Genomic DNA, 12,589 nt, shown 5'->3' on the forward strand with positions numbered 1-12,589 from the left:
AGAGAGTTTTACCCTGCCGGAGAGAAGAGAAAGAAGCTACCCAAGAGCAGTAAAGAAAAGGCCTAGTCGCTATGCGACTAGGCCTCCAAAAAAGCGTTAAGTTATCTTAACTTACATGCATTAAGCCTGAAGGCTAGCTATTTTTTAGTCTATCGATAACCAAATTACAGATAGTTGGCGTCAACCAAGTCGCTGGCTTGAACACCGCTGACTTCCGGACGAGCTTCTAACCAGGCTACAACCTGAGCTTTTTGTTCTTCATTCACACTAGTGTAACGCTCGGTAGAGCACAGGAAGCCTTCAAAATGCTCCAGACCGCCGCCACCGAAACACAGATCTAGACCATCGATAAAATCGATAAATTCATCGACAAATGCGTCGTAGCGGTCGAAATCACTGATGTCAGTTTGACAGCTGATTTCAAAGCCTAACACTGCAAACTCGCCTAAAAACAGTTTTTTGCGAATACGGCGTTTTTTGTTTTCGATTTTGTCTAATTTCATGGTGATCTCTCGTGGATGATTTGACGCCCTGTTATACCGTTATATCGCTGCAATCCCAAGCCAAATCGCTTATTGTTCGCCCGGGCGCTGGTTTTATAAACAACTACCCAAATTAAAGAGGCAGCCTTGCATCAACGGGAAATGGCGTGTGTAGCAGTCGTGTTGCCTAACAGTATAAACTGGGTAATATTAATTAAACAAAAAGTTAATTCGGCCACATTAGTCCTGTCATTTTTCTCTTTCACACTCTCCTACGTTCAACCAAATATTTTAAAAATCAAACACTATAATCGATGAATTAGGAAGTAAGCCATGAGTAAGGAAACCTTTGACGCCACACGTTACAATCAGAGCAGTAATAAGCCGTTTGAAGAGGTATTAGAAGCCAGCCTGTCACGCCGCAGTATTTTGAAGGGCGGCGTGGGTATCAGTGCAATGACCGCTTTTGGGGCCTTTGGTTTGGCAGGATGTAACTCCTCCAGTAGCGGTTCGTCACTCAGTAGCTCAGCGGTGTCTGAAGCGGTGCTCAACTTTGACTCTATCCCCGGTTCTCTGACGGATGCTGTCAGCGTCCCTCCGGGTTATGTTGCTCAGGTGTTGGTGCCGTGGGGAACCCCATTGAATGCACAAGGCAGCGTTTGGAAGAGCGATGGTACTAATACCAGCGATGATCAGCATAACGCACTAGGCATGCATCACGATGGTATGCATTTCTTCCCTTTAGCGGGCAATCCGAATGATGGCCTGCTGTGTATCAACCATGAGTATATTGATACTTCGGCGCTTCACCCCAGTGGCCCAACCGTGGAAAATGGTATGCGAACCATAGTGGATGAAGTACGCAAGGAAATAAATGCGCATGGTGTGTCTGTTGTGCGTATTAGGCTGGAAGGCAACGTGTGGAAACTGGTGGAAACTGACCCGCTTAACCGGCGTTACACTGGGGCTAGCGTGATGGACCTCTCCGGTCCACTGGCGCATTCGCAGCACACGGTAACCCGCTTTTCACCTGATGGCAGCCAGGCGCGTGGCACATTAAACAACTGTGGGAACGGTTATACGCCCTGGGGCACTTACCTGACTTGTGAAGAAAACTGGCCGGGCTATTTTGTTAATGCCGGGCAGCGCACCGCAGAGCAGGATCGTATTGGGGTGGATGACACCCGTACCCGTTACTTATGGGAGACCCTGGCTGGTGATAGTGATGAGCGTCTGGATGAGTTTACCCGCTTTAATGTGGCACCACGCGGGGCGAGTGCGGTGGATGACTACCGTAATGAGGCCAATGGTCACGGTTACATCGTAGAAATTGATCCCTATACGCAGAACTCCCGGGCGAAAAAGCGTACTGCTTTGGGGCGTTTTCGCCATGAAGGCTGTACCTTTGGTAAATTGGAAGCCGGTAAGCCAGTGGTGTTTTACTCCGGTCACGATTCGCGTTTTGAGTATATGTATAAGTTTGAATCCGCGATGGGGTGGGATCCGGCTGATGCCAATCCTGACAACCGTCTGGCGACCGGGGATAAGTATATGGATCAGGGCACGCTGTATGTGGCACGTTTCAATGAAGACGGAAGCGGGACCTGGTTACCACTGAGTTTGGACAGTGTCACCTTATCTGGCGGGACATTAGCCGATCACTTCTCGTCTCTGGCGGCGATTATTCTCAATACTGCCGGGGCGGCGGATTTGGTCGGTGCGACGCCGATGGATCGTCCGGAATGGTGTAGTGTGGATCCATTTACCGGCTCGGTGTACCTGACGCTGACTAATAACACCAAACGTACCGAAGAGACCAACCCGCGTCTTAACAACAAATTTGGTCACGTGATCCGTTGGGATGAAGGTCAGTCTGCGACCGAATTCCGCTGGGATATTTTTGTCTTTGGAGCGCCGGCAGACGGGGATACAGGCACCAACCGTTCTGCTCTGACCGAGCTGAACCAGTTTGCCAGCCCGGATGGTCTGGCGTTCGACCCGCGCGGTATTTTGTGGATTCAAACTGACAATGGTGCAAGCGAAGTAACCAGTTATACCAACGATCAGATGCTGGCGGTAGTGCCGTCGAAGTTCACAGATCAAGAGGGCAACCCGGCCACGATCAGTGCTGAGAACCAGGCTGAACTGAAACGTTTTTTTGTTGGGCCGAATGGCTGTGAGGTGACGGGTTTTACCATCAGCCCGGACTACAAATCACTGTTTGTTAACATCCAACATCCTGGTAACTGGCCATACAGTGATGATGCGACAGAGGTGACTCCGGCAGGGGTGACGGTACGTCCACGTGCTGCTACGGTAGTTATTCGCCGCGAAGATGGCGGTGAAATCGCGGTATAGGTTTATCATTTGAGTTAACTTCAAGCCCTGCCTGAAAGGCAGGGCTTTGTGTTGCTACTCATGTCATTATTGAATGATGTCGTTGCGTTAACCTTTCAGTGACTCGCCGCCGGTGCGAATGACTTCCTGATACCAGTAGAAGCTTTTTTTGCGTTTGCGTTCTAAGCTACCACTACCATCATCATGACGATCAACATAGATGTAACCGTACCGCTTGCTCATTTCGGCGGTGGAGTTTGCCACCAGGTCAATGGGCCCCCAGCTGGTAAAGCCCATTAAGTTCACCCCATCGAGTATCGCTTCATGCGCCTGGACCAAATGATCATTGAGATAGGCAATACGATAGTCATCGGAAATCTCGCCATTTTCATCCGGCTCGTCACGCGCACCCAGGCCGTTTTCCACGACAAATAATGGTTTCTGGTAGCGATCGTGCAGGAAATTGAGAAGAATACGCAGCCCTTTAGGATCGATTAGCCAGCCCCACTGGCTTTTTTTCAGATAGGGGTTTGGCACACTATCGACGATGTTGCCGATTTCTTTTTGTTTTGGGTCGGCACTGGCGCAGCCGCTGGCGTAATAGCTGAACGAAATAAAATCGACACTGGCGGCGGCGATGGTTTCCAGATCGCCCTCGGCCATTTCGATCGTAATGTTGTTTTCACGGAAGTAGCGCTGCATATAGCCGGGATATTGACCACGGGTCTGGACATCACCAAAAAACAGCCATTTGTTGTTTTCGTGCATCGCCGCCAGCACGTCATCAGGGTTACAGCTGTAGGGGTAGCTGATAGCACCAAGCAGCATGTTGCCGATTTTACCATCAGGCACCATTTGCTGGCACAGTTTGACGACCTTGGCATTGGCGACCAGCTGATGGTGAATCGCCTGGTAAATGGCTTGCTCGGTCGCGTCTTCTTGCAGGCCGACGCCGGTAAACGGGGCGTGGAGTGACATGTTGATTTCGTTAAACGTCAGCCAGAGTTTGACTTTATCTTTGTAGCGTTGAAAGACGCAACGGGCATAGCGCTCAAAGAAGCCGATTAAGCGCCGGTCACCCCAGCCGCCATAGTTTTCGACCAGGGCGTAGGGCATTTCATAGTGGGACAAGGTGACAAAGGGTTGGATATCGTGTTTGGCAAGCTCGTCAAACAGCCGGTCATAATAGGCTAAGCCTTCTTCGCACGGTTTGGTTTCGTCTCCGTTGGGGAAGATGCGCGTCCAGGCGATAGACAGACGTAAACAGTTAAAGCCCATTTCTTTAAACAGCGCAATATCGTCCGGGTAGCGATGGTAAAAATCGATCGCGATGTCTTTGATTCCGGGTGTACGCTGGTTGCGGGTCTGATGAGGGCTTAGTATGCCGTTAGGCAGCATATCGGCGGTCGACAGCCCCTTTTCTGCCTCTGTAAGGGCGCCTTCCACCTGGTTGGCGGCAATCGCGCCGCCCCATAAAAAATCGTCTGGAAAGTGGATCATGATTCTCTCTCTTATCACCAGTCAGATGGAATGAGAATAGTCGAGATCAGAGAGGGGATCTTTTGGTGAGATCGAGTTTTTATTGTTGAGGGTTAAGAAGGTGGGTTTTTATTGAGTCGGAAGGCGGACTCCAGCCTTGCTGGTACAAGACTGGAGCAACGGTTTAGAATGTGAAGGCCAGATTTGCTGCAGCACCAAATTGGTTTTCACCTGCGTATGATCCCGCAACATCAAGACTGATAACGTCAAAAGGACTGATGCCGATACCTGCGGTAAACGCGTTCTCTAAGTTGTTTTCCAGATCCATTTCGTAACCTACGCGCAGCTGTGCCCAGCCCCATGCGTTACCTTCCAGACCAAGGCGTACAAACTGAGAGTCATCTTCCGAGGTATGTTTGAAGCGTTTTTGCTTGGTTAGGTCAGCATCCACACTCAGGCTGAGGTAATTTCCCACATACCCCAGACCAACGGTTGCTTGTGGTGTTAACTCATAAGTGTATCCGCCAATTTCGGTATTGATGTCTTGTTTTAATAAGTCTTTCAGTGTCAGGCCTGCGCGGAGAGCATGTTTATGCCACGCCATACCGATGTCCATATTAAAGGCGTTTTTTGATACTTCACTCTTGTCGTAATCTTCGATATCAAAATCGTTCAGTGAAGTACGTTGTGAGTAGGTCATCAGTTGTTGGTACTTAGGAGAAATACCGAATGCAACGTTTTGCCCACCCAGGACGAAATTACGAGCTAAGGATACGCCATATTCCGCAGTACCGAACGCGGCAAGCGCAATGTTGGAATTTAAGTAACGCTCGGCTGTATTGCCACTTTCTGCAATGTCTGGGACAGCAATAATTTCGACATAGCCAGCCGAAAACATATTCACTGATACATACTGTGTAGGGATGGCGAGCACAAGGCCGAGACCGGCGTTGACGACGACGGGGTCACTGTTGTCCAATTTGTTGAGTAACCGTTCCATCTCCGCAATGTCGGACGAAGTGGGAATCCCTTGCACGCTATCAAATAGATCTTGCGCGTCTTCGACGGTATTAAGTGCTTCATCTTTGTCGTGGAGGTTAGCGCCTAGCGCTGGCAGTAACAGCCCTACGTCATCATTTTCACGATAGAGTGCCCCCAATGCCGGATTGTGAAGTGGTGCGGTAAGGTAGTCTGCTGAAACGACCCCGGTGTTGCCCATACCATGGCTGCGCGCATCAGCGACATAAGGAGCGGCGAGGGTATGGGCTGATAGCGCAGCAAAGATGCCCGTCATTATTTTGATAATTTTGCTCATAACGCCTCCCTTGATTTACCTATGGGTAAGCTTGAGAGTTAATTTACAGTCATAAAGCGAATACAACCTGACCGGTGAATCATACCGTTCCAACTAGAGATAGGGCCATTTCAGAGTGGTTACTGAAAGGCGGGGGTCTCCCTGAATGGTATAAGGCGACGTGCTGTCGGGGACCACAATACCACTACTGTGGTTGTTTCTCGCCGGATATGCAAACAACGTCATTAATAGAAATGATAGCTCAACTATCAATAGTGGAGTGGAATTATGTGACTCTCTTCATTAAATAACAGTTAATGACAAAGGTGACGTTACCCGGGCATGCGGTCGTTGTTGTTCATATTGCGCATGTTAGCAGTGGCGACGGCCGGGCTTAATTTTAGTCGTTCACCGGCTTGAAAAGTCTTGAGCACCGAGTTGCACTCTTCGGTGTAGTCACTTCTCCTCCGTGGGTATTAATGTGTTGTAAGGCACAGATTTGCCCGCAGAATATTTGTGTCGGTTGATGCAAACTTAGGATTTAAATCGAGTTAACTATATTTATTGGCTTATGTGAGCAAAGTCAGTTATCGACGAGCAAAATAGGGAAAATGTGCTGCTTTTTGATTATGGTCAAATTTGAACCCGCTCGCACGGAATAACGTTCTAATTAATATAACTACTAAAGAGAAAGAGGCAATAGATGTCTGTATCAAGCTTGCACACAAGTCAATCCGGGGATGTTCCTACTGAGTTAACACTGGCAGAGAAGCTGCAAAGCGTCAGCTTGCGCTTGAGACTGGTTGTCGTGTTGACCTTTCTTTCCTTTGCTCTGTTGGGCTACCGGGGAATCGTTGGCATGCAGTCAGCGGCGGGTTTTATTGAAGATCTGTACCAGCAGGGAATGCAACACACCATACGCGCCGGCAAGGTCCTGGATGAACTGGGAATTGCCCGCAGTTCGTTGTTGCTCTCGTTCCAGCATGACCCATATTCCGAGTTTGCCAACATGCACGATCATCCGATTGAGCGCCATATCGAGGAAGTGCAGCGTTCATTAAATACGCTTCATCATATTATCGACAATGAAATACTGGCTTCCGGGCTGGAGCCTGACGAGCTTGAACGGGTAAAGCAACTGGCCAAAACGCTGGATAATATAACCCAATATGGTTTTGAACCGGCAATAAACAAGTTGCGGCAAAAAGATTTCAAAGGCGCCAACCTAATTCTATTAACTAAAATTAACCCATTATTTAAAGAAGCTCATACTGAGACCCAGCAGTTTTTGGATCTGCAAGTTGCAGAAGGTGAAGCTCATTTTCAGATAGCCCAGCACAATATAGACACGTTTATCTGGCTGGCTGGTGTTTCGATCAGCGCAGCGCTTATTGTGATCAGCTTTTTGTCATTAAGTGTTGTGCGTCGGGTCAATCACGCGGTGCAACAGCTAGCGGAGTCGGCTAATCATATTGCCGACGGGGATTTGACCCGCAGAATCCAGATCAGCGGAAAAGACGAATTTGCCCGGATTGGCCAATCAGTTAACCGAATTGTGGATGGGTTTCAGCATGTGATTCAGTCCAACCGTGACTCTGTGGAGCAACTGGCCCGAACCGCAGAAGAGAGCTCGGCGGTCGCAATGCAAACCAAGCAGAACGTGATTGAACAACAGGCTCAGACGCAACAAATTGCAACGGCAATCAATGAATTTACCGCCACGGTAAGAGAGGTGGCCCAGAGTGCTACCTCTGCTGCCGAAGCGTCTGAGAATGCTGACAAAGCGGCGGCACAGGGACGCCAGGTCGTGGATGAAAGCGTAGGTATGATTGAACGTTTGTCACAGGAAATGGCCGCATCGGTCGAATCCATGCATGCGCTGGCACGTTACTCCGAGGACATTGGCAGTGTCGTGGATGTCATTCAGGATATTTCTGAGCAGACCAACTTACTGGCGTTGAATGCGGCGATAGAGGCAGCCCGAGCCGGTGAGCAGGGGCGCGGTTTTGCGGTGGTGGCGGATGAAGTCAGAACATTGGCCAGCCGCACGCAAAAGTCGACGGAAGAGATACTGCATACGATTCAGCGCTTGCAGCAAGGCAGTCAAGAGTCAACCAGCAGGCTGGAACAAGGCGCTGACAACGCCAGAGTGACGGTGGAGAAAGCGAGAGAGGCCGGTGAGGCTTTGGCGCAGATCACTGACAGTGTGGACAGAATCACGGCGATGAACACCCAGATAGCCACTGCGGCTGAGCAGCAAACGCTGGTGACTGAAGAAATTAACCAGAATATCTCTGTCATTAGTGACATCTCTAATCAGACGGCTTCAGGTGCAGAGCAAAGCAGTGACGCTACCATGGAGCTCGCCCGTTTCTCTGAAAGCATAAGAGCGGAGATTAGTCACTACCGTGCTTAATTAATGAGTCCAAAAGCCCTGCCGTGTTTACGGCAGGGCTTTTGGGAGTTTAGTGCATTTTTCCTGTCAGCTGTTTTTAAAATTCGGTTACCCTCTGACAAGATCCCCCGGTTTTTCTCATACGATGTAGTTACGCCAGCGCCCGGTTAACGTCTCCTGCCTATACTGACAGAGAGAGTCATGTTTATGGGAGGAGTTATGTGCGGACGGCTCAATGTAACGGATGATCCTTTGGCTCGCATTGTGTCTGAACTGGTCGGGATAAACTTCTCTCCGCAACAGAGTGTCGATCTCAGGCCAACCAACAAGGTTTCAACTATCGCTTATCGCCACGGGGGTTATTATCAGCATGATCTGTGCTGGGGATTTAAGCCGGAATGGGCCTCGCGCCATATCATCAACGCAAAGGCTGAAACTGCCGCGATCAAGCCGACTTTTCGCCAGGCGTTTGCCTATCACCGGGTTGTGGTTCCCTGCAGCGGCTGGTATGAGTGGCGTGAGGAAACCAGCCGGAAGCAAAAGTATCTGTTTAGCAACCCGCAAGGTTTACCGCTCTATCTGGCCGGGCTGGCGGTTGACGGGCAGTTTTTGGTGATACTGACCACAGAGCCCAGTCCGCAATACCGGCCGTACCATTCGCGTATGCCAGTATTGTTGCCGGAAGCTTCAATCATGTTTTGGATATCGGCACCTCCCCATCAGGCACAATCCTGTCTTTACCCGGGATGGCAACCACGGCTATCCGTACAAGCAGTAGAGTGACGGACAGGGGGGGGCGCTCAGCGACCGATCATAGCTTGAGCTCGTTACAGGCAGGTTTACACCAGTTATCCTCATTGCTTTTTTCTATTACCGTCACCTTATTGCGGCCACTGTGTTTGGAGCGATAAAGAGCCAAATCCGCGCGAGCAACCAGGGTATGGAAATTGTCATCCTGACCCATTTCGGAGACACCAAAGCTCATTGTTGTGTCTACTGGGGAGTTTTGCAGGCTAAGTTCTTTTTCTACGCTTTCCCTTAGTTTTTCCGCATATAAACGGCTTTGATGCAACGTTTTGTTCGGCAGCAGCACCATAAACTCGTCGCCACCGAATCGAACCGCGTATGAGCTGCGGGGCAGGTTAGACTGGAAGATGCTGGCAACGGTGCGAATTACGCTATCGCCAATGGTATGACCGTGTTGGTCATTAATGGTTTTGAAGTTGTCGATATCCGACATAATGATCCCGGTAGGTCTTTTTCTCTTCTTTGCCTTGTTTAAAGCCTCAGGCAGCATGGTTTCCATTGCCCGCCGGTTATACATACAGGTCAGGGCATCCTGATAAGACAGATGATGGATAGACTTGACCAGCCGGGCATTGATTAGCCACAGCATGCTGAAGCTAATAGCCACAACCAGGATGATACTGAACAAGAATGTGAGCTGATGAACCAGACCTGCAGTCATAAAACTGCTTAACTCGGGTTCGTGCAGGGACCATAAACAGCGAAAGGCCATAAATAAGCTGTACATGGCGAAAGAAGTTGCCATCATCCAATTGGGAAGATTCAGATCTTCTCTCTGACCTTTAATCAATGCAGTTGCCGAGCAGAGTGTGACAATTGACAAAAACACACTGCTAATAATGATTCTTACTTTAATTGAAGGAGCATAGTAAGTGAAATAGATGTACATCCCGACTGCAAGTGGAACTATGCCGCTAACCAAATAGGCGTATTTCAGCGGGAACTGCTTAAACAAGCTGATACCGTAAAGCGTCAGGGTAAAGCCGATGAATATAATGCTGTTGGCTGCTACAACGGTTAACCAATCCGGCGCCTCATCACGCATAGCAAGGAGCAACGGCCCCATGCCGATAAACAGTAGTGACAGTGCAAAGGCTGTTAATCCCTGAACTCTATTTTGGGTGTACTGGTAGCCGATCAGGCCGATGAAGCAGATGACGGAAAATAAAATAACAACAAAATTCAGAGTTCTCATATCGAGATAAAACGAATCCATATTTTATACTCCTAGTGAGATTAGCCCGATATTCTGCTGCTGTTAATGAAATTAGCCTGCGTATATTCATGGTAGTTGTGGTTTTAGTTTGTGTTGCTGAGATTATTGTAACTTATCTTGCTAATAAATCGATCTTATCTGTAGGGTAATTTGTGATCTTTTGTTGTGTAATTGTTGTAATGGTGTGGTTGTTACTTCCAGTTTGGCCTGGCTGTATTTGAGATAGCAACGAAGCCAGAGTACCGCTAATACACCCTTTTTGATGGCATAAAAAGTCACCCAGGACTGGCATCGTGTCGGTATGACATGATATTGCGGTTGCCTGCTGCGGTATGCTACGCAGTTTTTGCTTCTGTCATTGTATATAGTCAGGGTGTGCTTAAGTTAGAATAGTCTTAGCGGTCTGCTCTGTGAGAGGTGGTATGAAATCGGTTTATGATTACGTCATTGTTGGTGGCGGTATTGTCGGCGTGTCGACAGCCTGGCAAATGCAGCAACGTTTTCCTCAGAGTCATATCTTGCTGATTGAGAAAGAGGCGGCGCTGGCCAGGCATCAAACCGGTCATAATAGTGGCGTTATCCATGCGGGGGTATATTACCTGCCAGGGAGCCTGAAAGCTGAATTTTGTCAGCGGGGCGTGGAGCGTACCATGGCATTCTGCGCCGAGCATACTATTCCAGTGGAAAACTGCGGTAAGTTGCTGGTGGCGACCAATGAGACAGAAATCGTGCGTATGCATGCGCTGTTTAAACGTTGCCAGACTAACGGTATTGACGTCGAGTTGTTAGATCAGGCACAACTGAAGTTGGCAGAACCAAACATAGAAGGTTTAGGTGCGATCTACGTCAAAGCAACCAGTATTGTGGATTATCGCCAGGTGACCGAAAAGATGGCTCAGGATTTCCGGCGCTTGGGGGGGCAAATATGCTTAGGTACTAAGGTCACCGCCATTGAAGAGTTCGACGAAGAAGTGCAGCTGACTTGCAAGTCGGACGAAAACACCATGCAGGTTAACTGTAAATTTTTGATCTCCTGTAGTGGTTTAATGGCCGATCGGCTGACCCAAATGATGGGGATCCCGACCGATTTTCAGATCATCCCATATCGCGGTGAATACTATCGGCTCGACCCTAAACACAACCGGGTGGTGAACCATCTGATTTACCCTATCCCTGATCCTGATCTGCCCTTTCTCGGTGTGCATCTGACGCGGATGATTGATGGCTCGGTGACGGTTGGTCCCAATGCGGTGCAGGGCTGGAAGCGAGAAGGATATGCTAAGTTCAATTTCAGCCTGCGCGATACGTGGCAAATGCTTACTTTTACGGGTTTTTGGAAAGTGACCTGCAAGCACCTCCAGGCAGGGATAAGGGAGTTTATCAACTCTTGGTGGAAAGCCGGTTACTTAAAACAAGTGAATAAGTACTGCCCAGGCATTCAACGACAAGATCTGCAACCCTATCCGGCAGGAGTCCGTGCGCAAGCTGTGCTGGCTGACGGGACTTTAGTTCATGATTTCTTGTTTGCCGAGAGTCCCCGAAGTTTGCATGTGTGTAATGCGCCATCACCGGCGGCGACGTCTGCGCTGCCAATAGGGGAGTATGTATGCGATAAAGCCGCCGAGAAGTACCTCTCCGGCATGCATCATCACACTGGCAGCAGCTAAAGTACTACGCGCCGAGATAGGCTCGCAGGGGCTAGGTTTAACCCGATCTACTCAGCAAGTTACCCGGCGTGCTGTAAAATACAGTGGCGGCTGGCTTATAACCCAAACTCCGTAGCAGAACGGTTACCCTGCAGGACTCACAGTATAATTGGAAGATGAAAATGAAAGGCCGGATAGTTGAGTGGAATGATGCGAGAGGTTACGGATTTATTGTTGCCTTGGCTAATAAGCGAAAAGTGTTTTTCCATATTTCGTCGGTAAAAAACAGCAATGTTCGTCCCACGGTAGACGATAAAGTAATTTTTGAACTCAGCAAAGATAACAAAGGTCGCCTGAGTGCTAACAGTGTCACCATCACCAGTGCTAAAAGCGTTCCGTTGACTGTTATGTTTGGTTGTAGTTACCTTGTGATGGTGTGTGCATCCGTGATCCTGTTGCAAGGTGAATGGTTCTTCATTCCCGTCTATCTGTTTATGAGTTTGTGTAGCTATTTGATGTATGCGCGGGATAAACGGGCTGCCATTAATGGAAACTGGCGAACGTCTGAAAGCTCTCTGCATATGGTGTCGCTGTTAGGCGGTTGGCCGGGCGCATTGTGTGCGCAAAATCTGCTACGGCACAAATCGAAGAAGCAGCCGTTTAAAATGATATTGTGGTTAACGGTCTTAATTAATACCGCTGCGTTTATCTGGACTTTTACTGCGGCAGGTAATGAAATGATTCAAACTGTACTGCTGAATATGCCGTTTTAATGGTTGGCTGGTATTCATCTTGGATCTCGCGGCGAGAGTGGCGTTTATCGCAACAGATAGCCAGGGTGAGATTAGGATAATGCCTGGTGATAGTGATTGGGTCACTCACTCAGACGGTAACCACGGATATATCGGTAAACCTCCTGACACAGTGATAGCA

At 48.9% G+C, this 12,589-nt stretch carries 9 protein-coding genes; 5 read left to right on the forward strand and 4 right to left on the reverse strand.

Annotated features, from left to right (window positions below):
* Nucleotides 1–164 precede the first annotated feature (164 nt).
* Complete coding sequence (locus P2G85_RS02270; RefSeq protein WP_275862501.1) at nucleotides 165–503, reverse strand: YggL family protein; 339 nt, start codon at nucleotides 501–503, stop codon at nucleotides 165–167.
* 312 nt (nucleotides 504–815) lie between these two features.
* Here P2G85_RS02270 and P2G85_RS02275 point away from each other — a divergent pair, with 312 nt between their 5' ends.
* A complete protein-coding gene (locus P2G85_RS02275) occupies nucleotides 816–2,840 on the forward strand; it encodes a PhoX family phosphatase (RefSeq protein ID WP_275862502.1) in 2,025 nt (674 codons plus the stop codon).
* Between the two features lie 87 nt (nucleotides 2,841–2,927).
* Here the strand turns inward: P2G85_RS02275 and P2G85_RS02280 are convergent, their stop codons facing one another.
* Nucleotides 2,928–4,319: a family 1 glycosylhydrolase gene (locus P2G85_RS02280; protein ID WP_275862503.1), complete on the reverse strand. Its 1,392-nt coding sequence runs from the start codon at nucleotides 4,317–4,319 to the stop codon at nucleotides 2,928–2,930.
* Between the two features lie 163 nt (nucleotides 4,320–4,482).
* Nucleotides 4,483–5,613 (reverse strand): conjugal transfer protein TraF, encoded by a 1,131-nt coding sequence (locus P2G85_RS02285; RefSeq protein ID WP_275862504.1) that lies wholly within the window; start codon nucleotides 5,611–5,613, stop codon nucleotides 4,483–4,485.
* Between the two features lie 682 nt (nucleotides 5,614–6,295).
* Between P2G85_RS02285 and P2G85_RS02290 the strand changes: the two genes are divergently transcribed.
* Both P2G85_RS02290 and P2G85_RS02295 read left to right on the forward strand, forming a co-directional pair.
* Nucleotides 6,296–8,008 carry a methyl-accepting chemotaxis protein gene (locus tag P2G85_RS02290; RefSeq protein WP_345795418.1) on the forward strand — a complete coding sequence of 571 codons (1,713 nt, stop codon included), beginning with the start codon at nucleotides 6,296–6,298 and terminating at the stop codon, nucleotides 8,006–8,008.
* Between the two features lie 180 nt (nucleotides 8,009–8,188).
* Nucleotides 8,189–8,770, forward strand: coding sequence for an SOS response-associated peptidase family protein (locus tag P2G85_RS02295; RefSeq protein ID WP_275862505.1), 582 nt, complete (start codon nucleotides 8,189–8,191; stop codon nucleotides 8,768–8,770).
* Nucleotides 8,771–8,798: 28 nt separating this feature from the next.
* On the opposite strand, the gene P2G85_RS02300 is transcribed toward P2G85_RS02295, so the two are convergent.
* Entirely contained in the window at nucleotides 8,799–10,010 is a 1,212-nt protein-coding gene (locus P2G85_RS02300; RefSeq protein ID WP_275862506.1) for a GGDEF domain-containing protein, read from the reverse strand.
* A gap of 422 nt (nucleotides 10,011–10,432) precedes the next feature.
* On the opposite strand from P2G85_RS02300, the gene lhgO reads away from it, so the two are divergent.
* Nucleotides 10,433–11,677 (forward strand): L-2-hydroxyglutarate oxidase, encoded by a 1,245-nt coding sequence (lhgO, locus tag P2G85_RS02305; RefSeq protein WP_275862507.1) that lies wholly within the window; start codon nucleotides 10,433–10,435, stop codon nucleotides 11,675–11,677.
* Nucleotides 11,678–11,838: 161 nt separating this feature from the next.
* Nucleotides 11,839–12,429, forward strand: coding sequence for a cold shock and DUF1294 domain-containing protein (locus tag P2G85_RS02310; RefSeq protein ID WP_275862508.1), 591 nt, complete (start codon nucleotides 11,839–11,841; stop codon nucleotides 12,427–12,429).
* The last annotated feature ends 160 nt before the right edge of the window (nucleotides 12,430–12,589 follow it).

The sequence above is a fragment of the Vibrio sp. CAU 1672 genome (assembly GCF_029223195.1).
In the GTDB taxonomy this organism is placed as follows: Bacteria; Pseudomonadota; Gammaproteobacteria; order Enterobacterales; family Vibrionaceae; genus Vibrio.

What these genes read in the sequence shown, in the direction of transcription:
- P2G85_RS02270 (WP_275862501.1), bottom strand. Translation starts at nt 503, where the DNA reads ATGAAATTAGACAAAATCGAAAACAAAAAACGCCGTATTCGCAAAAAA.
- P2G85_RS02275 (WP_275862502.1), top strand. Translation starts at nt 816, where the DNA reads ATGAGTAAGGAAACCTTTGACGCCACACGTTACAATCAGAGCAGTAAT.
- P2G85_RS02280 (WP_275862503.1), bottom strand. Translation starts at nt 4,319, where the DNA reads ATGATCCACTTTCCAGACGATTTTTTATGGGGCGGCGCGATTGCCGCC.
- P2G85_RS02285 (WP_275862504.1), bottom strand. Translation starts at nt 5,613, where the DNA reads ATGAGCAAAATTATCAAAATAATGACGGGCATCTTTGCTGCGCTATCA.
- P2G85_RS02290 (WP_345795418.1), top strand. Translation starts at nt 6,296, where the DNA reads ATGTCTGTATCAAGCTTGCACACAAGTCAATCCGGGGATGTTCCTACT.
- P2G85_RS02295 (WP_275862505.1), top strand. Translation starts at nt 8,189, where the DNA reads ATGTTTATGGGAGGAGTTATGTGCGGACGGCTCAATGTAACGGATGAT.
- P2G85_RS02300 (WP_275862506.1), bottom strand. Translation starts at nt 10,010, where the DNA reads ATGGATTCGTTTTATCTCGATATGAGAACTCTGAATTTTGTTGTTATT.
- lhgO (WP_275862507.1), top strand. Translation starts at nt 10,433, where the DNA reads ATGAAATCGGTTTATGATTACGTCATTGTTGGTGGCGGTATTGTCGGC.
- P2G85_RS02310 (WP_275862508.1), top strand. Translation starts at nt 11,839, where the DNA reads ATGAAAGGCCGGATAGTTGAGTGGAATGATGCGAGAGGTTACGGATTT.